Here is a 22,273-nt window from a genome sequence, read left to right as displayed (position 1 = left end):
AGACGGGGGCCATGATGGGAATTCAATGCAGCGGGGCAGCAGTTCAGCAGCCCGGCACAAATGTGGTTCGCGCCAGCAGCGAACCTGACACGTTCACGAAGAGCGTTGCCGCACTATTAGATCGCGTTGAATATCGACGCTGTGAAACCGGCGAAGACATCGAAGCCATATACCGGCTTCGCTATGACTCCTATCTGGCAACCGAGATGGTTGTACCAAACGCATCGCGGATGGTGGTAGACGAGTACGATGATCTGCCGAACTCCTATCGCTTCGGCGTGTTTATCGACGGCGCGCTCGTCAGCACCTTACGATTGCATCATGTAAGCGCGGAGCAGCCGTGTTCCCCAAGCATGACCGTTTTTGGAGATGCGTTGCGGCCACGGCTTGAGGCCGGGGAAACCTTTGTTGATCCGAGCCGCTTTGCAGCCGACCTTGATGTTTCCAAGCAGCATCGCGTGCTGCCCTATCTCACATTGCGGCTTGCCGTTGTCGCCTGCGGCTACTTCAACCCGACCTATTGTCTGACCGCGATCAAGGAAGAGCATGCAGCTTTCTACAAGCGTATCTTCAATGCCAGTCAGGCATTGCCACCGCGTGTCTATCCAGGATTGATGGTGCCGGTTCACCTGTTCCAATCCCGCACGTCGGAAAACATGGAAAACACCCTTCGTCGCTTTCCTTTCTTCCGTTCCACTGCGGCTGAGCGGCGGATGTTGTTTGCGCAACCGGGGCCGGGTGAGTTGGCGCCGCTGACGATCCTGCCGACAGCGAAATATTATCGCCCGGCGGCGTGATCTCCGACGAGGAAATGAATGAGGGCAGGGAAAGCACGGGAACGCCCGGTTGATGCGATGGAAGCGCGTGGTGCGATCTGTGCAATCGAGTGCGAGGAATCGTGACCAAGCCGCCGAAGCATAATCCCTCGGTTGAACCGGCTTCTGATGAGCAGGGTGATGTCGTGATCCGCGACGTTCAGGTCCTGTCGGATAACTGGTATACGCTGCGCAACTACACCATCGATGTGCGCCGTTCGGACGGTGCATGGCAGCGGCAGAAGCGTGAAGTGTTTGACCGTGGCAGCGGTGCAGGCATCCTGCTTTACAACAAGAAGCGGCGCAGCATCATCCTGGCCCGCCAGTTGCGACTGCCTGCTTACCTGAATGGTGTGGCCGATGGCATGATGCTGGAAGTGCCTGCAGGTCTTCTCGACGATCGCGACCCGGCTGATGCGATCTGTCACGAGGTCGCCGAAGAAACCGGTTATGAGATCGGCGTACCGGAACTGGTCACCGACTGTTTTGCCAGCCCCGGTGCTGTCACAGAGCGCCTGCATCTGTTTCTGGCCGAATATGATTCAGCGTCACGCCCGTTCCAAGGCGGCGGGCTGGCGGATGAGGGCGAAGACATCGAGGTTGTGGAGATGGGCTTCGATGATGCTCTGGCTGCTATCTCCGACGGTCGCATTCGCGACGCCAAGACGATCTTGTTGATCTATCATGCGCGGGTGCACGGGGTTCTTTGAACCTTCGGCGTGATCGCTCGTTTGAGAGCGATCCAAGGAGATTATGTCATGACCCTAACCGCTTTGACTTTGACGCCGCTGATCTCGCTGATTGCCGGTGTGCTTATCCTGATCATGCCTAGGCTGCTGAATTACATCGTGGCGCTTTACCTGATCATCATCGGGCTGGTGGGTCTGTTTCCGCAGCTTGGCGGATAATTCTGCGGGCAGTCGACCATCAATCCCGGCGTGGGGCATCACAAGTGCGCCATTGCCCTGATCTCCGAGTTTCGCTATGTGCGAGAACAATCTTTCTTGTGGGGGTAGAGATGGCTGATCAGACGCCAAGTGGGCCGCTCGAAATGGGCGCCGAGATGGATTATTCCGAGCACGAGAAAACCTATGAGGGTTTCCTTGCGCTGACCAAGTACGGCACACTTGTGGTTGTTGCTTTGATGATCGCGATGGGTTTCGGCTTCTTCATGGGCGGCGGCTTCATTTCCTCCATCATCCTGTTCGCCATTCTCTGCGCTGGTGGGACTTTCTTCCTGCGCTCCGCTTGAACGGCTTGAGCAACAGCTGAAGCCGCTTCCTTCCTGAAACATCAACGGCGAAAGGGGCGCGCTGTTGGCTCAGACCGTCTTTATTCCAAAAGAGATTGATCCATCGGAGCCGCGCGTCGCGGCTTCGCCCGATACGGTCAAGCGCATGAAAGCGCTTGGGCTCGATGTGGTGGTGGAGGCTGGCGCAGGTCTGTCATCGCGCATTCCCGATAGTGAATTCACCAAAATGGGCGCGGCAATCGGCAGTGTTGCCGATGGTGAGCATGCCGATGTCGTGCTCAAGGTCCGCCGCCCGTCGGACGATGAGATCCGCGGCTACAAGTCCGGTGCACTCGTCATTGCCACCATGGATCCCTATGGCAAGCAGGCCGAAGTCGAAGCCATGGCATCCGCTGGCATTTCCGCTTTTGCCATGGAATTCATGCCGCGCATCACCCGCGCGCAGGTCATGGACGTGTTGTCTTCGCAAGCCAATCTTGCTGGTTATCAGGCGGTTGTGGATGCCGCTGCCGTTTACGAACGAGCATTGCCGATGATGATGACAGCCGCCGGCACCGTGCCTGCGGCCAAGGTGTTCGTGATGGGTGCCGGCGTTGCCGGCCTGCAGGCGATTGCCACCGCGCGCCGCATGGGTGCGATTGTGACCGCTACCGATGTTCGGCCTGCCGCGAAGGAACAGGTCGCTTCGCTTGGCGCCAAATTCGTGGCTGTCGAGGACGACGAGTTCAAGGCAGCGGAAACGGCCGGCGGCTACGCCAAGGAAATGTCCAAGGCCTATCAGGAAAAGCAGGCAGCCATGGTTGCCGATCATGTCGCCAAGCAGGACATCGTCATCACCACGGCCCTAATCCCGGGCCGCCCTGCGCCGAAGCTCGTGTCTGCCGCGATGGTTGCCTCGATGAAGCCGGGTTCGGTAATTGTCGATCTTGCCGTCGAGCGCGGCGGCAATGTCGAGGGCGCAGTCGCGGATGCGGTGATCACGCTCGACAACGGCGTGACCATCGTTGGTCATACCAACGTCGCGGGCCGTATCGCAGCTTCCGCGTCTTTGCTTTACGCGCGCAACCTTTATGCCTTCCTGGAATCGATGGTCGATAAAACGTCTAAGACGGTCGTCGTGAACCCAGAAGACGAGCTTGTGAAAGCAACCTTGCTGACCCATGGCGGCTCGGTCGTTCATGCCAATTTTGCGCCTGCGGCACCCGCCGCTGCGCCAGCGGCGACCAGCGAACCCGTCAGCACCGAACCTGGCCTCGATGCGGCGCCGGAAGAGAGCCTGGCGGCTGATGCCGAGCAGCCCACGAAGCCGGAAGGAGCAGCGTGATGGAAACCACAGCAGTTCAGGACGCGCTCGACCGTGTTGATGCGGCGATAACCAACCTTCATCTGACGCTCGCGCATCATGAGAATGTTGCGCAGGCCGTGCATGCCGCATCGGGCGGTGTGATCGATCCCTTCGTGTTTCGCCTTGCGATCTTCGTGCTGGCGATCTTTGTCGGCTACTACGTCGTGTGGTCGGTGACGCCGGCGCTGCACACGCCGCTCATGGCGGTGACGAACGCGATTTCTTCGGTCATCGTGGTCGGTGCGCTTTTGGCGGTCGGCATCTCCGCGTCCGGTCTGGCAACCAGCTTCGGCTTCATTGCCCTGATCCTTGCTTCCGTAAACATCTTCGGCGGCTTCCTCGTCACACAGCGCATGCTGGCGATGTACAAGAAGAAGGAGCGCTAGCTCGATGAGCATCAACGTCGCTTCCTTCCTTTATCTCGTTTCCGGCGTCCTGTTCATCATGGCGCTGCGTGGCCTCTCGCATCCGACGACCAGCCGTCAAGGTAACATCTACGGCATGGTCGGCATGGCGATCGCGATCGTCACGACCCTTGCCTTGGCGCGGCCGAGCCTGGGTGGCTTTGCCCTGATCGTGCTCGGCCTGGCGATTGGCGGCGGCATCGGCGCGGTGACTGCGCGCCGCATTGCCATGACTTCCATGCCGCAGCTTGTCGCAGCCTTTCACAGCTTGGTTGGTTTAGCCGCCGTCATGGTTGCGGCTGCCGCAATGTATGCACCGGAAAGCTTCGGCATTGGCGTTGTTGGCGACATTCACGGCCAAGCGCTTGTGGAAATGAGTCTTGGTGTGGCCATCGGTGCCATCACCTTTACGGGTTCGGTCATCGCCTACCTGAAGCTCGATGGGCGCATGTCCGGTAAGCCGATCCTTTTGCCGGCCCGCCATGCGGTGAATATTGCGCTGGCCGCAGCGCTTGTTCTGCTCATCATCTTGCTGGTGACGACGCAGAGCTACGCCGTGTTTTGGCTGATCGTGATTGCATCTTTGGCGCTCGGTGTCTTGCTCATTGTCCCGATTGGTGGCGCAGACATGCCGGTCGTGGTGTCGATGCTCAACTCCTATTCGGGTTGGGCGGCGGCCGCATTGGGCTTCACGCTGGGCAATCTCGCGCTGATCATCACGGGTGCGCTGGTCGGTTCGTCGGGTGCGATCCTGTCCTACATCATGTGCAAGGGCATGAACCGCTCCTTCATTTCCGTCATTCTCGGAGGCTTTGGCGGTGAAGCCGCTGCGGCCACGGATGATGGTATTGAGCGCAACGTCAAGATGGGCTCGGCCGATGACGCCGCTTATCTTATGGCCAATGCCTCCAAAGTCATCATCGTGCCGGGCTACGGTATGGCGGTGGCGCAGGCGCAGCATGCGCTTCGTGAACTCGCCGACAAGCTCAAGGCCAATGGCGTGGAGGTGAAGTACGCCATTCATCCGGTTGCCGGCCGCATGCCTGGACACATGAATGTGCTGCTGGCCGAAGCCAACGTTCCGTATGACGAAGTCTTCGAGCTGGAAGACATCAACTCGGAATTCGCTCAGGCCGATGTGGCCTACGTGATCGGCGCCAACGACGTTACCAATCCGTCGGCGCGTGACGACAAGTCGTCGCCGATCTACGGCATGCCGATCCTGAACGTGGACCAGGCGCGTACCTGTCTGTTCGTGAAGCGCTCGCTCGGTTCCGGCTATGCCGGCATCGACAACACGCTGTTCTACAAGGACGGAACGATGATGCTGCTAGGCGACGCCAAGAAGATGACCGAAGACATCGTCAAAGCGATGGAACACTGAACAAAGAAAAAGGCCGGCAACGATGCCGGCCTTTTTCCCATGTGTGATGTGGCTGCAGGCTTACTTGTAGGAGTAAGTGAGCTCCAGGCCCTGAACGGCGACTGCGGCGTTGAGGCCGGTCTGAGCCTGCACGCTCAGCGGCTGCAGCGTGAAGCTGGTGCGCGGACCGCCGGTCAGCAGGTTTGCACCTGCGCCCACAACGAGGCTCGCCTCAGCGTTGGCGCCATAATAGTTTCCGGCCAACTCGCCTTCACCGATGTTGTAGTTGATGCCGAACACGGCCCAGTGGAGATTTCCACCCTGCGTCATGCCGAGGTCGACGCCGAGCTTGGAGATCATGCCGCTATAGCGCTGCACCGACCCACCACGCGCTGGCGTGTATTCGCAATCCACGGCCTTGTTCGAGCCGATAACAAAGCTCGTGCCGCCCTGGATGTCGCAGCTGAGCACGCCGAGCTGGATGCGTTCGTTTGCAAAAGCAGATGGTGCGGCGAAAAGGCCTGCAGCGAGGGCGGTGAGGGCAATAACTGATTTCATGATGGCTACTCCAACAAACGGAAGAAGCCCCAACAATCCCTCGGCAGCCATGTGGTTCCGCCGCGGGAGGGCGACGGAAGGTCACAAGCTGTTACAAACCTCTCAACTCGTGAGGTACACGTCGTGTCGAACGCCGCTCAAGCCTCAGCCACCCCGGCGGGTGCGGGCCAGACCATTGACGGCCGGCTTGTAATTCGGGTCGAGCTGTGCCGCCCGCGCATAAGACTTGGCTGCGCGTGAGTTGTCGCCACGCTTTTCATAAACCAGACCCTGGTTGGTCCAGCTTTCTGCCACGCCGTCATCGAGCTTGATGGCGACGTTGAAGTCGGCAAAGGCGTTGTCGTCGTCGCCGAGCGCCAGATAAGACAAACCGCGACCGTTATAGCCGTTCGGCTGGTCCGGTGCGAGCGAGATGGTGGTGGCGAAATCCTCGATTGCTTGGCTGTGCTGGCCGGCTGTCTGGTAAACAAGGCCACGGCCGGCATAAGCGCGCGGATCGGTGGTGTTCATCTGGATCGCGCGTTCATAGTCCTGCAGCGCCTGCTGGCTGTTTCCAGCCAGGCGATACACGTCACCACGGCCGATATAGGCGGCGGCGTAGTTGCTGTTGATCTGCAGGGAGCGGTTGTAATCGGCGATCGCCTGCTGCTGCTGGCCGAGATAGCGGTTGATCAGCGCGCGATTTGCGTAAGCCTGGTAGAAGTTGGGATTCAGCGCCAACGCCTGGTCGAAATCCTTGATCGCGCGACGATAGTCGCCGGCCCGGCCGTAGGCAGAGCCACGCACATTGTAGGCTTCCGGATCTTGCGGGTTGCGGTTGATCACCGAGGTCAGCGAGGAAATGTTTTCGTCGGAACCCTGTGCTGTCTGGATGTTCGCCACTTCGCCCAATGGTCCTGTGGATTGACAGGCAGCCAGCCCAAGCACCGGCAGAACGGTTGCAGCCAGCATTGTGGAACGCAGCAGGCGGGCAGGCACGGCGAAGAAGCGCATCGGAGTTGGTCCCCCAGAAAACACGCGACATACCGCGCATCCGAATCAAAGAGCGTTTCGCCAGTCTGACGAAAGGAAAGCTCCAGGCAAAATGAAAATGGCAGCGCTGCAAGTCACGCTGCGCCACCACAGGGTTAAAGTCTCATAAAAGAGACGAAATCTAGGCAAACGGCTGTTTTAGCCAGTCAGCGAACTGCCGGGCGGGCCGCTGCAGCCTTCTTCGGCGCTGCAATCAAACCTTCTCGCTGGGCCTGCTTGCGGGCCAGCTTGCGTGCACGGCGAACGGCTTCAGCCTTTTCGCGCGTGCGCTTTTCCGAAGGCTTCTCGAAGTGATCGCGCATCTTCATCTCGCGAAAAACGCCTTCGCGCTGCAGCTTCTTTTTCAGGGCGCGAAGCGCCTGTTCAACATTGTTGTCGCGAACGAGTACCTGCACGGGGTTCCACCGGATCAAAGGGTTCAATGAAGTTTCAGCCCCGCTTGCCGCAGCGGGGCAGGCCATCGCGGCAGCCCTGCCTGCGATATTCCTGTATTTACCCAATTTCCGATATTCTGTCCATCTGCTTTCCGTTACGTCGCTTTTGTTTGGTGCTGGTGATCCTGCGTGTCAGGAAGGCGCAAAGCGGCTTAACCCGTCGCATTCAGAGCACAGATGGAAGCCGGTTTTCATTAGTGCTAAGCAAGCGGCGGCGATGAAGTGCGGCTCTCCAAAGTCGGCTTTGATGTTCCACCAGGTATGACGAGGCTCGGCCATGCGGAAATATTCGGTCTTTGCGATCGCACGCGAGGCAATGCGTGGCCATAAAGGCTGGGACCAGCAATGGACATCGCCTGAACCGCGCAAGGACTATGATGTCATCATCATCGGCGCAGGCGGGCATGGTCTTGCGACGGCCTATTACCTTGCCAAGGAACACGGCATCACCAACATCGCCGTGCTGGAAAAGGGCTGGCTTGGCGGCGGCAATACCGGCCGCAACACGACCATCATCCGCTCCAACTATCTTTATGACGAGAGCGCCGGTCTTTATAATCACGCTCTGAACCTGTGGGACGGGCTCAGCCAAGATCTCAACTACAACGTCATGTACAGCCCGCGTGGCGTCATGATGCTGGCGCATAATGTGCATGACGTTCAGGTGCTCAAGCGGCATGTTCACGCCAACCGCTTGAACGGTGTTCCGAATGACTGGCTGACGCCAGAAGAAGCCAAGGAATTCTGCCCGCCCTTGGATATTTCGAAGCGTGCCCGTTATCCGATCGTGGGTGCGGCCTTGCAGCGAAAGGGCGGCACGGCGCGCCATGATGCGGTGGCCTGGGGCTATGCGCGCGCAGCGTCCGCACGCGGTGTCGACATCATTCAGAACTGCGAAGTCACGGCGGTGCGTCGCTCGTCCAACGGGCATGTCATTGGTGTCGATACGTCCAAAGGCTTTATCGGAGCCAAGAAGATCGGTGTCGTTGCTGCTGGGCACACTTCGGTGCTGATGGAGATGGCGGGGGTGCGCATGCCGCTCGAAAGCTATCCGCTGCAGGCGCTGGTGTCTGAGCCGGTAAAGCCATGCTTCCCATGCGTTGTGATGTCCAACACGGTGCACGCTTATATTTCGCAGTCCGACAAGGGCGAGCTGGTAATCGGCGCCGGCACTGACCAGTATATTTCGTATTCGCAGACCGGCGGCCTGCACATCATCAACCACACGCTTGATGCGATCTGCGAGATGTTCCCGATGTTTGCGCGCATGAAGATGCTGCGTTCGTGGGGCGGCATCGTGGATGTCACGCCGGATCGCTCGCCGATCCTGGCGAAGACGCCCGTGCCGGGCCTTTACGTGAATTGCGGCTGGGGTACGGGCGGCTTCAAGGCGACACCGGGGTCGGGCCATGTATTTGCGCATACGATCGCCAACGACAATCCGCATCCAATCAACGCGCCCTTCACTCTGGAGCGCTTCCGCACCGGTCGGCTGATCGACGAGGCCGCCGCCGCGGCCGTTGCGCATTGATCCCTTTGGTTGCGGCCATGACTGTTGCAGGGCCTGTTCTCATGGCTGACGATGAACGGAAAACGTTCTTGCCGGAGGTCAGTGATTTTCGTGTGCAGGTCATCCAGCGCACCGGCTCGGAAACGCAATGGCCGTTCACCATCGAGCGCGGTAATCTGCTTTGCGCGAAGATCCTCGGCCAGCCAGTCGTGTATTTCAGTGAACAGGCGGAAGACGAAAACGATCAGGTCCGCGTGGCGCAGGTGTCCGTTAATCCGTTCGATCTCGGCTTCGGCAATCTGGGCGACGGCGGGCTCGTCAAGCCGGACATGTCGATGAAAGAACGTATCGCAGCGATGGGGCCGCTGCTGACCGTGGGAAGGCGGCTTTGCGATCAGCCGCGTGGCACGGCCATCGGTCCAGGCGAACTCTAGAGGACTGAACGATGTTGTTGATCCACTGTCCTTACTGTCAGGAAGAGCGGCCGGAGCTCGAATTTCGCAACGGCGGCGAAGCGCATATCGCTCGTTCTCGAGACATCGCGGCTGAAAGCGACGAGGCCTTCGAAGCCTTCTTCTTTATTCGCACCAATCCGAAAGGGCTGGTTTACGAACGCTGGCGGCACATTCACGGCTGCGGCCGGTTCTTCAACGCAGTGCGCGACTCCGTTACCGACAAGTTCCTCCGAGTCTACAAGGCCGGAGAGCCGAAGCCGGCCGACGTAATGAAGAACCTGCCGGAACACAGCGCTTGGGAGAATATCCCGCCTGCGGATCAGAATGTGGAAACGCCGGCGCGCGACCGCGTATCCACCGATGGAGAAGCCTGATGGCGACCACCACCACAAAGCGTTTTGCAGCCACGCACCGCGTCGCCGGCAAGGGGCGACTTGCTGGCTCGGCCGCGCTTGGTTTCACCTTCGACGGTCAGACCTATGCCGGCGTCCAAGGAGACACGCTGGCCTCCGCGCTGCTTGCCAATGGCGTGCATCTCGTTGGCCGCTCTTTCAAATATCACCGGCCGCGCGGCTTTCTTTCCGCCGGCCCGGAAGAGCCGAATGCGCTGGTGGGCATTCATCGCGATGCTGCTCGCAAGACGCCTAATGTGCGCGCGACCGTGCAGGAGCTGTATGACGGACTGACTGCGGTGTCGCAGAACCGCTGGCCATCGCTTGCTTACGATGTCGGCGCCGTCAACAACATCGGGTCGCCGATGTTCTCGGCCGGCTTCTACTACAAGACCTTCATGTGGCCGAAGGACGCCTGGGCCAAGATATACGAGCCACGCATCCGCGAAGCAGCGGGCCTTGGCGTTGCGCCGGAGCGACCCGATCCCGACACTTACGCGCAGCGCTTTGCGCATTGCGATGTGCTGATCGTTGGTGCAGGTCCCTCTGGTCTGGCGGCAGCGCTTGCCGCAGCCGAGTCCGGTCAGCGCGTGATCTTGTGCGACGAGCAGCCGGATGTCGGCGGCGCACTGCGTTATGAAAGCGGCGCCTCGATCGAAGGGCAGGATGGTTGGACCTGGGCGCAGGCTGCAGCGGCATCGCTGCTTGCACGCGACAATGTCCGCGTGCTCACCCGCACCACAGCCTTCGGTTATTACGCGCAGAACATGGTTGGCCTGGTGGAGCGTGTTACCGAGCATCTCGCGCATCCTGACCTGACCACCCCGCGCGAGCGTTTGTGGCAGGTGCGCGCCAAGAAGGTGATCCTGGCAGCTGGCGCGATCGAGCGGCACATGGTGTTTGCCGACAATGACCGGCCGGGCATCATGTTGGTATCCGCCGCGCGCACCTACCTTAATCACTACGGTGTTGCCGTCGGGCGCAATGTCGGCGTTTTCACCGCCAACGATTCCGCTTACCCCGCCGCGATTGATCTGAAGAAGGCCGGCGTCAACATCGCTGCAATCGTGGATATTCGCGACAATCCATCCAGCGCGCTGGTGGAAGAGGCGCGGTCTCTGGGCATCGAGATCAATGCCGGTCGCACAGTGACCGGCACAGACGGGCGGCTGCGTGTTTCTTCCATGACGGTGCAGGCGAAGTCCGGCGGCCCGGCACGTAAGGTGCCGATCGACGCACTGCTAATGTCATCGGGCTGGACGCCTTCCGTCCACCTGTTCTCGCAATCGCGCGGCAAAGTTGCCTTCGACGAGCCGACACTGCGCTTCCTGCCCGGCATCTACGCTCAGGATTGCATCTCGGTCGGTGCCTGCAATGGCGCGGACAGCCTGGATGCCACCGTGGATGAAGGCTTTGCTGCCGGCGAGAAGGCCGTTCGTGCGACGATTTCTGCCAAGCCAAAGGTCGACAAAGGCGAGACCTGGGGCGGCGGCATGTTGGGTGCGTCGCCCGGCTCCGGTCCAGAGCAGATCGTGAAGGCTTTCGTCGACTTCCAGAACGACGTGACCGCCAAGGACATTCGTCAGGCGGTGCGCGAAGGCATGCGGTCGATCGAGCATGTGAAGCGCTTCACCACGAACGGCATGGCGACGGATCAGGGCAAGACATCTAACCTGCACGGTCTCGCCATCGCTGCCGAAGTTCTGGACAAGCCGATCCCTGCTGTCGGCCTTACAACCTTCCGTGCGCCCTATACGCCGGTGACCTTCGGGTCGATCGTCAACCATGCCAAGGGTGAGCTGTTCGACCCGACACGCCGTACGCCGATGCATGGCTGGGAAGAACAGCAAGGCGCGGTGTTCGAAGATGTCGGGCAGTGGAAGCGCGCCTGGTATTACCCGCGCAAGGGCGAGGACATGCATGCGGCGGTCAACCGCGAGTGCAAGACCGTCCGGACCTCCGCCGGCATCTTCGATGCCTCCACGCTCGGCAAGATCGAGATCGTGGGCCCGGACGCGGCCAAGTTCATGGAGCTGCTCTACACCAATCCATGGGCGAAGCTCGAAGCTGGCCGCTGCCGGTATGGCATCATGCTGCGCGAAGACGGCTTCATCTATGATGACGGCGTTGTAGGCCGATTGTCCGACCATCGCTTCCATGTGACCACCACAACCGGTGGTGCGCCGCGTGTGATGCACCACATGGAAGACTATCTCCAGACCGAGTTCCCGCATCTCGATGTCTGGCTGACCTCGATCACCGAACAATGGGCTGTGATCGCCGTTCAGGGTCCTAAGAGCCGCGACATCCTGCAATCTTTGGTCGACAACATCGATATCTCGGACGCTGCGATGCCGCATATGTCGGTGCGCGAGGGCACGATCTGCGGCGGTGTGCCGACCCGGCTGTTCCGCATGTCGTTTACCGGCGAGCGCGGCTTTGAGGTCAACGTGCCGGCTGATTACGGCCGTGCGGTTTGGGAAGCCATCTGGGAGGAGGGCAAAAAGCACGATGTTTGTGCTTACGGCACCGAAGCCATGCACGTGTTGCGGGCTGAAAAGGGCTACATCATTGTCGGGCAGGATACCGACGGCACGGTCACGCCCGGTGATGCGGGGCTTGATTGGGCGATCGGCAAGAAGAAGAGCGACTTTGTCGGCATTCGCGGTCTGACGCGTCCCGATCTCGTGGCGCCAGGCAGGCGGCAGCTAGTTGGGTTGAGGACCAAGGATCCCAAGACCGTTCTGGAAGAAGGCGCGCAGATCGTTGATGATCCGAAGCAGCCTATCCCCATGAAAATGATCGGTTTTGTGACGTCCAGCTACTGGTCGGAGAATTGCGGGCGCTCGATCGCGATGGGTCTGGTGGAAGGTGGCTTCGGCCGAATGGGCGAGACCTTGCACGTGCCGATGCCTGATGGCGTGATCGAGGTGGAAGTGTGTAAGCCCTTGTTCTTCGACGAAAAAGGGGAGCGGCTCAATGGTTGAGGCGATCACTGTGAAGCGTCGTGGGGCGCTGGATCATCGCTTGGAGACGATCAACGGCGTTTCTCTTCAGCCTGCGAAGCCGGCGCGGCGTGTTTCGCTGCGGGCAGAGCCGGATGGATTAGCTCCGCTCTCAAAGGCTTTGGGACTGGATCTTCCAACGAAACCAAAGACTTCCGCTTTGGCCGATGGCCGTTCGGCCTTGTGGCTGGGGCCGGATGAGTGGTTGGTGATCGACGAAAGCGAGGATGCCGAGCCGCTGAAGGACTTGGCGGAGGTCACCGTTCTGCATTCGGCGGTGGATATCTCGCATCGCAATGTCGCGATCATCGTTTCGGGATCGAAAGCGGCGGACGTGATCAATGCCGGTTGCCCGCAAGACCTTGGTTTGCAAGCCTTTCCTGTCGGCGCCTGCTCGCGCACGGTGCTCGGCAAGATCGAGATCGTGCTTCTGCGGACTGCGCCCGACACGTTCCGGGTGGAGTGCTGGCGGTCGTTTGCGGACTACGCGTTCAGCTATCTTTCCGACGCTGCAAGGGGCGTCTGAGCGCGCAAACAGCGATATGGCAACGCAAAACGGTCAAATCAGATGGCCGTTATGCCGCCATCTGCAGCGATGGCTTGACCGGTCATGAAGCTGTTGCGGGGATCGGCGGCGAACAGGAAGACCTCGACGATCTCGTCCACTTCGGCCAGCCGCTTCATCGGTACGCCACGCGTCAGGTCGGCGATGGCGGCGTCGGTTCCAGCGGTCGACATGCCGAGCATGTCCATCGCCATCTTGGTCCGGGCGAAAGCCGGACAGACCGCATTCACACGTACACCCTTGTTAGCACATTCGGCGGCGGCGGATCGGGTCAGGCCGACGACGCCGTGTTTGGCGGCGGAATAAACGGACAGGCGAGGGGCGCCGGTGAGACCAGCGACGGAAGCGACGTTGACGATCGCGCCCCCTTTGCCGGTGCGGCGGAACTGACGTTCCATTTGCGGGATCTGATAGGACATCGCGAAGAAGACGCCGAGGAGATCGACCTCCAGAACGCGGCGGGCTTCGTCTGAGGGAACGTTGGGCAGCTTGACGTAGCTTTGCGCGATGCCGGCATTGTTCAATGCGACGTCGAGACGGCCGAAGGTTTCGACGGCGAGCTTCACCAGATCCTTGGACAGGCTTTCCTGGGCGATGTCACCTGCCAGCAGAACCGTTTCACAGTCGAGGGTTTTGGCAAAGGCTTGGAGCGCGTCCGGGTTGATGTCGGACAAAACGAGCTTTGCGCCTTCCTGGGCAAAGCGCTCGGCGGCGCGGCGGCCGAAGCCGCCGGTGGCACCCGTGATCAGAACGGATGATCCCTCGAAGCGCATCATCGACCGGCTGCCGTCTTGTTCGGTGGAGGTCACGCGCGGTCTTTCGTGCGGTCGGGCATCATCAGGGTGAGCCAGTAAGCGGTGAGGGCAGGCTTGATGCTGCCTTCCAGTTCGATCGTCACATTGTAGTTGATCTCGACGATGCCGGAGGGACGTTCGCGCAGCTTATCGAGGATGAAGCGGGCGCGGATGCGCTGGCCGGTTTTCACCGGTGACATGAAGCGCACCTTGTCGAAGCCGAAATTGACGCCGGCAACCATGCCTTCCAGCGCTGGCACGGCCTCATAGGTCATGGCCGACAGAAGCGACAGGGTGAGAAAGCCATGCGCAATGGTGCCGCCATAAGGACCTTCGGCGGCGGCGCGGACGGGATCGGTGTGAATGAACTGATGATCGTCGGTCGCATCGGCAAACTGGTCGATCATGGTTTGCGACACATCGCGCCATTCCGACAGCCCGGCTTCCTTGCCGATCAAGGCCTGCGCGTTTTCAAAGGAAATGGTCTTGATCACCACGCGGGCATGCTCCTCAAGTCAATCGAAAGAGGTCCATGCTGCACGCTTCAAGCGCGGTCAAGACTTATGCCGCGTTCGATGCGGCTTCGCGCCGGGGAGACGCGAGGCCGATCCTTATTCGGCGGGAGCGGGATGACCGCCAGGTTCGCCGTGATGGGCGGTCGGATGCGCCTTGCTGGCAGCCTGAAGTTCGCGCTCCAGACGTTCCGCTTCTTCCGCCTTCGGTGTCACGAAGCGGCCAAGCAGAAGATAGGCGACCGGCGTGATGAAGAGGGTTGCGAGCGTAGACAGACCGAGGCCGCCCACCATCACCCAACCCAGCGCGATGCGGGCCTCGGCGCCGGCACCCGATGCCAGCACCAGCGGAACGCCGCCGACAATGGTGCAAAGCATGGTCATCATGACCGGGCGCAGCCGGATGTTGGACGCTTCCTCGATCGCTTCGCGCAGAGCGTAACCCTGGTCGCGCAGCTGGTTGGCAAATTCGACGATCAGGATGCCGTTCTTGGCCATGATGCCGACAAGCAGGACCAATCCGATCTGGCTGTACACGTTGAGGCTGGTTCCCGTCAGCAGCATGGCGAACACCGCACAAGCGAGCCCCAAGGGCACCGTCACCATGATGATGATGGCGCTGATGAAGCTTTCGAACTGGGCGGCGAGCACGAGAAGCACGATCACCAGTGCGAAGCCGAAGATGGTGAGCATGCCGCTCGATGTTTCACCAAGCGTTGCGGCTTCGGCCAAGGGCACGATGCGGCTTCCGGCCGGCATATGTTTGGCGGCGACTTCCTGCGCCTGGGCATAGGCATCGCCCAAAGCCAGATCCGGTGCGAGCGACGACGTGATCGCCACCGCGCGCAACTGTTGTTCGCGGGCAAGCGAAGGCGGCACGGCGCGTTCTTCCAGCGTGGCAATGGTGGACATCGGCACGAAGCGACCGTCGGAGGCTTTCAGGAAGATGTTTTCCAGATCGGTCGGATCGTTGACCGGGTTGGCCGATGACACCAGCTTGACGTCGAAGGCACGGTCTTCGATGAACACGGAGCCGATTTCACGCCCATCCAGCATGGCCTGCATGGCTGCGGCCAGACCGTTGATCTCGATGCCGAGATCGGATGCGCGCTCACGGTTGATCGAGACGAACAGCTGTGGCTGCGTGGATTCCGTTGACAGGCGGGGCGTCTGGAAGCCAGGCGTGTTTTCGAGATCGCGCACGGTGGCTTCTGCCGCCGCGGTCAGGTCGGCATAGTTGTTGCCGACGATGGCGAACTGCAGACCACTGCCGGCACCACGGATGCCCAGGCTGTTCGGCTGGAAGGCGAAGGCGCGCACGCCATAAACATCGCTGATGCGGCTTTGGATATCCTGCAGGATCGCCTGCTGCGAGCGTTCGCGGTCGCCCCACAAGGCCAGCGACATGACCATGAAGCCGCTGTTGTAGTTCCCGCCCTGGCCGGAAATGGAATAGATCGAGCGGATCTCACCGCTTTCGCGCAGCGGCTGAATGCGGTCTTCGATCGCCCGCATCTGCTGGCCCATATATTCCAGGCTGACACCTTGCGGCGCTTGAACGCGGATAAAGGCCTGCGAGCGGTCTTCGGTCGGGGTGAGTTCGGAACGGATGGTGCCGAACATGGCGCCTGCGGCACCGGCCGCCAGCAAGGCGACCATGACCGCGACCAAGGGCGCGTTCAAGGCGGCATGAAGGCTGCGGCGGTAGAAGGCGGACAAACCGCCGCCGATGCGGCCGAGCAGGCCGGTATGCTCATGCTCGGTATAGTTGCCCAGCATGCGCGAAGCGAGCATGGGGCAAAGCGACAAAGCCACGATCGCCGACAGGATCACCGACAACGCGAGCACGAAGCCGAATTCGCGGAACAAGCCGCCGGTTTGGCCCGGCAGGAAGGACAAGGGCACGAACACCGCAATCAGGGTCGCGGTGGTGGCGATGACGGCGAAGAAGACTTCCTGCGTGCCAAGCACGGCTGCGGCGCGCGGACCCATGTTCATGTTGCGGCGGCGCACGATGTTTTCCAGAACCACGATCGCGTCGTCGACCACGAGACCGGTGGCGAGCACCAGCGCCAGAAGGGTGAGGATGTTGAGCGAAAAGCCGGCCATATAGATGCCGGCCACTGTGCCGATGAGGGCCACGGGCAGGGCGACAGCCGGAATGATGGTGGCGCGAATATCGAGCAGGAAGGCGAAGATGATGATGAGAACCACGGTGGCCGAAATGCCGAGTGCGATCTCGACCTCGTGGATGGCGCCTTCAACGAAGGTCGCGTCATCGCTGGTGATGAAGATGTCCATGCCCTCGGGAAGGGTTTCCTTCAACTGATCAACGGCGGCGTGGACGCCTTCGGAAATGTCGAGCGTGTTGGACTGGGCCTGGCGGATGATGCCGAGGCCGACGCCCGTGCGGCCATTGGCGCGCAGCTGTGTCTGGCCGATATCGGGGCCGAGCGTCACGGTCGCCACATCGCCGAGACGGGTGCGGCCGTTGAGGATCACGGCTTCAAACGCTTCCGGCGTCGTCAAAGACGCGGTGGCGCGCACGATCAGGTTCTGGTCGTTGCTCGACAAGGCACCGGCCGGCGCATCGAAGGCCATCGAGCTCAGGGCGTTGGAGATGTCGGCCACCGTCATGCCGAGGCTGGCAAGCTTGGCCTGATCGATGTCGATGCGGAAGATCTTTTCGCGGTCGCCGTAGACCTGCACGTCGGCGACGCCCGGAACGGCGGCCAGTGAATCGACGATCTCGTCTTCAACCAGAACCGTCATGTCTTCGACGGACATGGTTTCGGACGTCACGCCCAGCCGGATCACGGCGTCGGCGTTGGCGTCCGCCTTCACCACGGTTGGCGGATCCTGCAGGTCGTCGGGCAGCTGGTTGACGACACGGCTGACCGCGTCGCGCATGTCGGAGGCCGCGACATCGAGATCGACGCCGTCGTTGAACTCCACCGTCACGCGGCTGCGGCCGAAGGACGAGGAGGAGGAAATGGATTTCACGCCGGAAACACGCGCAATGCCGCCTTCCACAATGGCGGTAATTTCGCGGTCGATCGTTTCGGCAGCGGCACCGGTATAGTTGGTGTTGACCGTGATGACGGGGCGATCGACATCGGGCAGTTCGCGCACGTCGATGCCGAAGAAGGCGGCGAGACCGGCCACCACGATCAGCACGTTCAACACGAATGCCAGAACCGGGCGGCGCACGAACAGCGCGGTGGAGCCGGTTTCCGCTTTCGCCGGCGAGACAGGCTCCTGCGTCACCGCTTGATCGGCGATCGGGTCCGCTGCTTTGTTTTCGGGCTCGGGCTCGGGCTCGGGCTCCGGCTCCGGCTTGGGCTCGGATGGTGCCGGTGCGGGGCCGCTGGGTTGGCTGGCCGCGTTCGGCTCGCTCTGGGGTTCGGGGTTGGGTTCGACCTGCGGATCGACCTTCGGTTCGTTCGGATCTTTGTTTTCGTTTTCACTCATGTCGGGTTTGTCCGTCATGAGCCATTCCCCGGGGTCTCAGTGGTTGCCACCGGCTGGGGCTGGTTGCCGCCGGCGATCTGCACGGCTGCGCCATTGCGCAGGGCCTGGAGGCCTTCGGTGATCACCGGGCGGCCTTCGGGTATATCGGCTTCAACCAGAACCGCATCGGTGTTGCGCTGGATGATGCGGACCGGGGTGCGCTCCGCCTTGTTGTCTCGGATCTGCCAAACGAACGCGCCTTCCGTGCTCCACTGGATGGCCAGCGGGTTCACGGCCGGGAAGGTGTCGCCCGGAAAGGTCATGCTGACTTCAAACGACATGCCGGCACGCAGCCGGTCATCGGGATTGGGCAGCTTGGCCTGCACGCGCATGGTGCGGCTTGCCGGATCGAGCCGGCTGTCGAGCGCGCTCACCACGCCTTCGAAGTTCTGATCGGGCCGCGCAACGAGGCTGGCCTTGACCGGCGCGCCGACCTTGACCGAACCTGCGAAACGCTCCGGCACCCAGAAGTCGACGAGGATCTCCGAGCGATCATCCAGCGTGACGATCTCGGTTTGCGAGGTGACGTAATCGCCGACCTCCACCGGCACGATGCCGACCACGCCGCCGATCGGGGCGGTGATGGAGCGGCGCTCGAGGTTCAGTTCGGCTTGTTCCAGTTCAAGGCGCGCATTGTCCACGGCGAGCTTGGCGTCGGTCTGGGCCACGGCGGTGATGGTGTTGGAGTTGCGCAATGCGTTGGAGCGATCCAGCGCGGCCTGCGTGTTTTCCAGCGCGATCTTGGCGCGGTCCACCGCGATGCGCTCGGCATCGGCATCGAGACGCGCGATCACGTCGCCTTCCGCGACCTGGTTGCCGGAGGTGACGGGGATCTCGACGAGGCGGCCCGACACGAAGGGCATCACGTTGACGGAGCGGATGGCGTTGCCGGTGCCGATCGCGCTCAGGCGATCATTGATCGTGGCGCGGGTGGCGGGCGGTGCAACAACGGTCGCGGCGCGGTCGGAGCGCTGGTTGCCACCACGGCCACCGCCGCCGGCGGCCTGTTGCTGCGGCTCCACGGCGGCCCAGGCCGGCACGTCGAGACCGAGCTTCGCCAGCGTTTCAGCCGAGCCAGGCACGAAGCGGACCCAAAGGGCGGCGCCGATCACCAGCACGATGAGGCCGAGGATCAGTTGTTTCCAGACCGCCATTGAAGTCTCCGGCTAAAAAAGATGCTTAAAAATCAGGTCGGCGCGTCGATGCGTCAGGCGTTTGCAGCCCTTCGTGTCGCGCATTGTGCAGCACACAATGCCATGCTCCGCATTCTAGTTGTGTTAAATATCGGCAATGTTGTGCCCGAGCTTCTGACGGCTTCGTGATCAAGGCCCTGCCGATGGGTCTTTCCCGGCTTTGTCAGAGGGCTGCTTCAACCTTCATCGTGCTGTCATGTGCAGGGACTAGGCCGCTTCCGAACGCCGGTGGGGCGGGAACAAGCGGAGCGCTACGATGACGGGTTTGGTGGGGAAAGTACTTTCGTGGACGGCCGTGGCCATGATGGCGACAACGGCGATTTCGTCAGCTCAGAACATGGATGAACTGGTTGCAGCGGCCAAGAAGGAAGGCCAGCTCACCACGATCGCGCTGCCGCATGACTGGTGCGGCTATGGCGAAGTGATTGCGGCCTTCAAGAAGAAGTATCCGGAGATCACCGTCAACGAGTTGAACCCGGATGCCGGTTCGGGCGACGAGCTCGAGGCTATCAAGGCCAACAAGGACAACAAGGGCCCGCAGGCGCCTGACGTGATCGATGTCGGTCTGTCGTTCGGCCCGGCTGCCAAGGCCGACAACCTCCTGATGCCCTACAAGGTTTCGACCTGGGACTCGATCCCGGACGATGCCAAGGATGCCGATGGCTACTGGTACGGCGATTATTACGGCGTCCTGTCGTTCATGGTGAACAAGGATCTCGTTGAAACCGTGCCGCAGGATTGGGCCGATCTTCTGAAGCCGGAATATGCCAATGCCGTTGCGCTCGCCGGTGATCCGCGTGCGTCGAACCAGGCAATCCAGGCCGTGTACGCTGCCGGTCTCGCCACCGGCGGCACGGATGCGGCTTCGGCCAGCGAGAAGGGGCTCGACTTCTTCAAGGAGCTGAACGCATCCGGCAATTTCGTGCCGGTGATCGGCAAGCCGGCGACCTTGGCGCAGGGCCAGACGCCGATCCTGATCAACTGGGATTACAATGGTCTGACCGGCCGCGATACGCTCAACGGCAATCCGCCGGTTGAAGTCGTGGTGCCGAAGTCGGCTGTTGTCGCCGGCGTTTATGTTCAGGGCATCAGCGCCTACGCGCCGCATCCGAACGCCGCCAAGCTTTGGATGGAGCACCTGTACTCGGACGAAGGGCAGCTCGGCTGGCTCGCCGGTTACTGCCACCCGATCCGCTTCAACGACCTCGTTGCCAAGGGCAAGGTTCCGCAGGCCATGCTCGACAAGCTGCCGCCGGCCGCTGCCTACGAAGCCGCGAAGTTCCCGACGCTTGAAGACCAGAACGCTGCCAAGGAAGCGATCACCAAGGCCTGGGACCAAGTCGTGGGCGCCAACGTCCAGTAAGAACAGCAAAGCATGATCGGCCGGGCGGCTTTCGGGCTGCCCGGTCTTTCCTTATTCCCGACGGATCTTCCACCATGGCGACGATCAGCCTGTCAGAACCGGATGCAGCGCGCGCTGTTCCGCCAACCGCGCGCGCCGTTCGGCTGCCAACGCAATGGCTGGGTGTGGCGCCGTTTTTCTTGTTCGCGATCCTGTTTTTGATCGCGCCCACCGCTTACCTCATTCTCGGCGCGTTTCAGACGCCGAACGGCGCGTTCACGCTGAACAATCTGGCCGAGCTTTGGCAGCCGACCATTCGCGCCGCCTACTGGATTTCGATCAAGGTCAGCTTTGCCTCGGCGGTGATCGGCGCGCTGATTGGTCTGGCGATTGCCATTGCGATCGTGCGCGGCGGCCTGCCGCGCTGGGTACGCAGCGCAACAATGACCTTTTCCGGCGTCGCCTCGAACTTTGCCGGCGTGCCGCTGGCCTTCGCCTTTCTTGCGACGCTCGGGCGGCTTGGCCTTGTGACGATCATCCTGCGCGACATCTTTGGCTTCAATCTTTATTCGACGGGCTTCAACATCCTGTCCTTCTCGGGCCTGACGCTCACTTACCTTTATTTTCAGATCCCGCTGATGGTGGTGATCATCACACCGGCGATCGACGGTTTGAAGAAGGAATGGGGCGAGGCGGCTGCGACGCTGGGCGCGACCCAATGGCAATATTGGCGCATGGTGGTGATCCCGGTTTTGTGGCCGAGCTTTCTCGGCACGGTGATCCTGCTTTTCGCCAACGCCTTCGGCGCGATCGCCACGGCTTATGCGTTGACGGGCTCGTCGCTCAACATCGTGCCAATCCTGCTTTATGCGCAGATCCGCGGTGACGTGCTGCACAATCCGCATCTGGGCTACGCCATCGCCTTCGGCATGATCTTCATCACGGGGATGGCCAATGTCTTTTACATCTGGTTCCGCACGCGCTCGGAACGGTGGCTGAAATGAAGGCGGGCAAGTTCTGGGCCTGGCTCACCTTTGGTCTCGGGGCGGCCTATTTCATCATCCCGCTGCTGGCGACGATGGAATTTGCCATGCGGATGCGGCGCGGCACTTATTCCTTCGACGCTTTTGCCGTCGTGTTCGGTGATCCGCGCTTTCAGCAGACCTTCGGCTATTCGGTCGTCGCCGCGTTTTTCACGATCCTGCTCGGCGTGTTGATCGTGGTGCCGACCGCCTACTGGATCCGTTTGCGCATGCCGCATATTCGGCCTGTGATCGAGTTCATCACGCTGTTGCCGCTGGTGATCCCGGCCATCGTCATCGTGTTCGGGTATATCCGGATGTATGGCTCGAATTCGCCGCTGCCGTTTCTCGGATCGGCGCGCGGGACCGATGCGCTGCTGGTGATCGGCTACGCGATCCTGGCGCTGCCTTACATGTATCGTGCGGTGGATACGGGGTTGCGCACCATCGATGTGCGCACGTTGACCGAAGCCGCGCAGATCCTCGGTGCCGGCTGGGGCACGATCATCATGCGGTTGATCCTGCCCAATGTGCTGATTGCCGTTCTGTCTGGTGCCTTCCTGACCTTTGCCATCGTGATCGGTGAATTCACCGTGGCAAGCCTGCTCAATCGTCCGGCCTTTGGGCCTTATCTCCAGAACATCGGCGCCAACCGGGCTTACGAGCCGGCGGCGCTTGCCGTGATCACCTTTGTTGTGACCTGGGGCTGCATGTCGGTGATCCAGATGCTCGCCCGCTTTGCTCCCAAATCCGCCAACCGCCCGGACTAG

At 61.2% G+C, this 22,273-nt stretch carries 21 protein-coding genes and 1 pseudogene; 15 read left to right on the top strand and 7 right to left on the bottom strand.

All coding sequences use genetic code 11. The annotated features are described in order from the left end of the window. The first annotated feature begins 11 nt into the window (after positions 1 to 11). The 7 genes and pseudogenes from JYU29_RS17370 to JYU29_RS17340 all read left to right on the top strand — a co-directional run bounded on the left by JYU29_RS17370 (position 12) and on the right by JYU29_RS17340 (position 5,200). On the top strand, positions 12 to 797 hold the full coding sequence (locus JYU29_RS17370; protein WP_250157558.1) for an N-acyl amino acid synthase FeeM domain-containing protein: 786 nt from the start codon (positions 12 to 14) through the stop codon (positions 795 to 797). Between the two features lie 101 nt (positions 798 to 898). Next, complete coding sequence (locus JYU29_RS17365) at positions 899 to 1,525, top strand: NUDIX domain-containing protein (protein ID WP_347879922.1); 627 nt, start codon at positions 899 to 901, stop codon at positions 1,523 to 1,525. A 48-nt stretch (positions 1,526 to 1,573) separates the two neighbouring features. After that, positions 1,574 to 1,723: a DUF3096 domain-containing protein gene (locus JYU29_RS17360; RefSeq protein ID WP_189503139.1), complete on the top strand. Its 150-nt coding sequence runs from the start codon at positions 1,574 to 1,576 to the stop codon at positions 1,721 to 1,723. 110 nt (positions 1,724 to 1,833) lie between these two features. Continuing rightward, positions 1,834 to 2,067 (top strand): aa3-type cytochrome c oxidase subunit IV, encoded by a 234-nt coding sequence (locus tag JYU29_RS17355; protein WP_213986126.1) that lies wholly within the window; start codon positions 1,834 to 1,836, stop codon positions 2,065 to 2,067. Between the two features lie 64 nt (positions 2,068 to 2,131). Beyond that, positions 2,132 to 3,391: a Re/Si-specific NAD(P)(+) transhydrogenase subunit alpha gene (locus tag JYU29_RS17350; RefSeq protein WP_213986125.1), complete on the top strand. Its 1,260-nt coding sequence runs from the start codon at positions 2,132 to 2,134 to the stop codon at positions 3,389 to 3,391. Positions 3,392 to 3,480: 89 nt separating this feature from the next. Next, a pseudogene (locus JYU29_RS17345) lies at positions 3,481 to 3,798 on the top strand (proton-translocating transhydrogenase family protein); the annotation flags it as partial. 4 nt (positions 3,799 to 3,802) lie between these two features. Further along, positions 3,803 to 5,200, top strand: coding sequence for an NAD(P)(+) transhydrogenase (Re/Si-specific) subunit beta (locus tag JYU29_RS17340; protein WP_213986123.1), 1,398 nt, complete (start codon positions 3,803 to 3,805; stop codon positions 5,198 to 5,200). A gap of 60 nt (positions 5,201 to 5,260) precedes the next feature. Here JYU29_RS17340 and JYU29_RS17335 read toward each other — a convergent pair whose 3' ends face one another. From JYU29_RS17335 to rpsU, 3 genes are all read right to left on the bottom strand, one after another. Further along, entirely contained in the window at positions 5,261 to 5,737 is a 477-nt protein-coding gene (locus JYU29_RS17335; RefSeq protein WP_213986122.1) for a DUF992 domain-containing protein, read from the bottom strand. A 144-nt stretch (positions 5,738 to 5,881) separates the two neighbouring features. Continuing rightward, positions 5,882 to 6,730 (bottom strand): tetratricopeptide repeat protein, encoded by an 849-nt coding sequence (locus JYU29_RS17330; protein WP_213986121.1) that lies wholly within the window; start codon positions 6,728 to 6,730, stop codon positions 5,882 to 5,884. 185 nt (positions 6,731 to 6,915) lie between these two features. Next, complete coding sequence (gene rpsU, locus JYU29_RS17325) at positions 6,916 to 7,164, bottom strand: 30S ribosomal protein S21 (RefSeq protein WP_213986120.1); 249 nt, start codon at positions 7,162 to 7,164, stop codon at positions 6,916 to 6,918. A gap of 316 nt (positions 7,165 to 7,480) precedes the next feature. On the opposite strand from rpsU, the gene JYU29_RS17320 reads away from it, so the two are divergent. From JYU29_RS17320 to JYU29_RS17300, 5 genes are all read left to right on the top strand, one after another. Beyond that, positions 7,481 to 8,734, top strand: a complete 1,254-nt coding sequence (locus tag JYU29_RS17320) for a sarcosine oxidase subunit beta (RefSeq protein ID WP_213986119.1) — start codon at positions 7,481 to 7,483, stop codon at positions 8,732 to 8,734. Positions 8,735 to 8,802: 68 nt separating this feature from the next. Further along, positions 8,803 to 9,147, top strand: a complete 345-nt coding sequence (locus JYU29_RS17315) for a hypothetical protein (protein WP_213986118.1) — start codon at positions 8,803 to 8,805, stop codon at positions 9,145 to 9,147. Positions 9,148 to 9,158: 11 nt separating this feature from the next. After that, positions 9,159 to 9,542: a sarcosine oxidase subunit delta gene (locus tag JYU29_RS17310; protein ID WP_213986117.1), complete on the top strand. Its 384-nt coding sequence runs from the start codon at positions 9,159 to 9,161 to the stop codon at positions 9,540 to 9,542. Beyond that, positions 9,542 to 12,547 (top strand): sarcosine oxidase subunit alpha, encoded by a 3,006-nt coding sequence (locus JYU29_RS17305; RefSeq protein ID WP_213986116.1) that lies wholly within the window; start codon positions 9,542 to 9,544, stop codon positions 12,545 to 12,547. Before JYU29_RS17310 ends, JYU29_RS17305 begins: the two co-directional genes overlap by 1 nt. Continuing rightward, positions 12,540 to 13,091, top strand: coding sequence for a sarcosine oxidase subunit gamma (locus JYU29_RS17300; RefSeq protein ID WP_213986115.1), 552 nt, complete (start codon positions 12,540 to 12,542; stop codon positions 13,089 to 13,091). The genes JYU29_RS17305 and JYU29_RS17300 overlap by 8 nt, the downstream gene beginning before the upstream one ends. Positions 13,092 to 13,129: 38 nt before the next feature. On the opposite strand, the gene JYU29_RS17295 is transcribed toward JYU29_RS17300, so the two are convergent. The 4 genes from JYU29_RS17295 to JYU29_RS17280 all read right to left on the bottom strand — a co-directional run bounded on the left by JYU29_RS17295 (position 13,130) and on the right by JYU29_RS17280 (position 19,100). Then, positions 13,130 to 13,939, bottom strand: coding sequence for an SDR family NAD(P)-dependent oxidoreductase (locus tag JYU29_RS17295; RefSeq protein ID WP_347879921.1), 810 nt, complete (start codon positions 13,937 to 13,939; stop codon positions 13,130 to 13,132). After that, a complete protein-coding gene (locus tag JYU29_RS17290; RefSeq protein WP_213986114.1) occupies positions 13,936 to 14,421 on the bottom strand; it encodes a MaoC family dehydratase in 486 nt (161 codons plus the stop codon). The genes JYU29_RS17295 and JYU29_RS17290 overlap by 4 nt, the downstream gene beginning before the upstream one ends. Positions 14,422 to 14,535: 114 nt before the next feature. Beyond that, positions 14,536 to 17,925 carry an efflux RND transporter permease subunit gene (locus tag JYU29_RS17285; RefSeq protein ID WP_250157557.1) on the bottom strand — a complete coding sequence of 1,130 codons (3,390 nt, stop codon included), beginning with the start codon at positions 17,923 to 17,925 and terminating at the stop codon, positions 14,536 to 14,538. Continuing rightward, positions 17,922 to 19,100: an efflux RND transporter periplasmic adaptor subunit gene (locus JYU29_RS17280; RefSeq protein ID WP_213986113.1), complete on the bottom strand. Its 1,179-nt coding sequence runs from the start codon at positions 19,098 to 19,100 to the stop codon at positions 17,922 to 17,924. The genes JYU29_RS17285 and JYU29_RS17280 overlap by 4 nt, the downstream gene beginning before the upstream one ends. A 295-nt stretch (positions 19,101 to 19,395) precedes the next feature. Between JYU29_RS17280 and JYU29_RS17275 the strand changes: the two genes are divergently transcribed. The 3 genes from JYU29_RS17275 to JYU29_RS17265 all read left to right on the top strand — a co-directional run bounded on the left by JYU29_RS17275 (position 19,396) and on the right by JYU29_RS17265 (position 22,273). Next, the gene (locus JYU29_RS17275) at positions 19,396 to 20,502 is read left to right on the top strand and encodes an ABC transporter substrate-binding protein (protein WP_213986112.1); all 1,107 of its coding nucleotides are present in this window, start codon (positions 19,396 to 19,398) and stop codon (positions 20,500 to 20,502) included. A gap of 74 nt (positions 20,503 to 20,576) precedes the next feature. Beyond that, positions 20,577 to 21,485: an ABC transporter permease gene (locus JYU29_RS17270; protein WP_213986111.1), complete on the top strand. Its 909-nt coding sequence runs from the start codon at positions 20,577 to 20,579 to the stop codon at positions 21,483 to 21,485. Continuing rightward, positions 21,482 to 22,273 carry an ABC transporter permease gene (locus JYU29_RS17265; protein ID WP_213986283.1) on the top strand — a complete coding sequence of 264 codons (792 nt, stop codon included), beginning with the start codon at positions 21,482 to 21,484 and terminating at the stop codon, positions 22,271 to 22,273. The genes JYU29_RS17270 and JYU29_RS17265 overlap by 4 nt, the downstream gene beginning before the upstream one ends.

This window comes from Tianweitania aestuarii (assembly GCF_018457165.1).
Lineage (GTDB): Bacteria > Pseudomonadota > Alphaproteobacteria > Rhizobiales > Rhizobiaceae > Tianweitania > Tianweitania aestuarii.
Note: the sequence above shows the minus strand (reverse complement) of the source record. Positions and strands in the feature narration are given on the sequence as shown.

Bases quoted from the DNA above. Each gene is read 5' to 3' on its own strand.
- JYU29_RS17370 (WP_250157558.1), top strand. From the start codon at position 12: ATGATGGGAATTCAATGCAGCGGGGCAGCAGTTCAGCAGCCCGGCACA.
- JYU29_RS17360 (WP_189503139.1), top strand. From the start codon at position 1,574: ATGACCCTAACCGCTTTGACTTTGACGCCGCTGATCTCGCTGATTGCC.
- JYU29_RS17355 (WP_213986126.1), top strand. From the start codon at position 1,834: ATGGCTGATCAGACGCCAAGTGGGCCGCTCGAAATGGGCGCCGAGATG.
- JYU29_RS17340 (WP_213986123.1), top strand. From the start codon at position 3,803: ATGAGCATCAACGTCGCTTCCTTCCTTTATCTCGTTTCCGGCGTCCTG.
- JYU29_RS17335 (WP_213986122.1), bottom strand. From the start codon at position 5,737: ATGAAATCAGTTATTGCCCTCACCGCCCTCGCTGCAGGCCTTTTCGCC.
- JYU29_RS17330 (WP_213986121.1), bottom strand. From the start codon at position 6,730: ATGCGCTTCTTCGCCGTGCCTGCCCGCCTGCTGCGTTCCACAATGCTG.
- JYU29_RS17320 (WP_213986119.1), top strand. From the start codon at position 7,481: ATGCGGAAATATTCGGTCTTTGCGATCGCACGCGAGGCAATGCGTGGC.
- JYU29_RS17310 (WP_213986117.1), top strand. From the start codon at position 9,159: ATGTTGTTGATCCACTGTCCTTACTGTCAGGAAGAGCGGCCGGAGCTC.
- JYU29_RS17305 (WP_213986116.1), top strand. From the start codon at position 9,542: ATGGCGACCACCACCACAAAGCGTTTTGCAGCCACGCACCGCGTCGCC.
- JYU29_RS17300 (WP_213986115.1), top strand. From the start codon at position 12,540: ATGGTTGAGGCGATCACTGTGAAGCGTCGTGGGGCGCTGGATCATCGC.
- JYU29_RS17285 (WP_250157557.1), bottom strand. From the start codon at position 17,925: ATGACGGACAAACCCGACATGAGTGAAAACGAAAACAAAGATCCGAAC.
- JYU29_RS17280 (WP_213986113.1), bottom strand. From the start codon at position 19,100: ATGGCGGTCTGGAAACAACTGATCCTCGGCCTCATCGTGCTGGTGATC.
- JYU29_RS17275 (WP_213986112.1), top strand. From the start codon at position 19,396: ATGACGGGTTTGGTGGGGAAAGTACTTTCGTGGACGGCCGTGGCCATG.
- JYU29_RS17270 (WP_213986111.1), top strand. From the start codon at position 20,577: ATGGCGACGATCAGCCTGTCAGAACCGGATGCAGCGCGCGCTGTTCCG.
- JYU29_RS17265 (WP_213986283.1), top strand. From the start codon at position 21,482: ATGAAGGCGGGCAAGTTCTGGGCCTGGCTCACCTTTGGTCTCGGGGCG.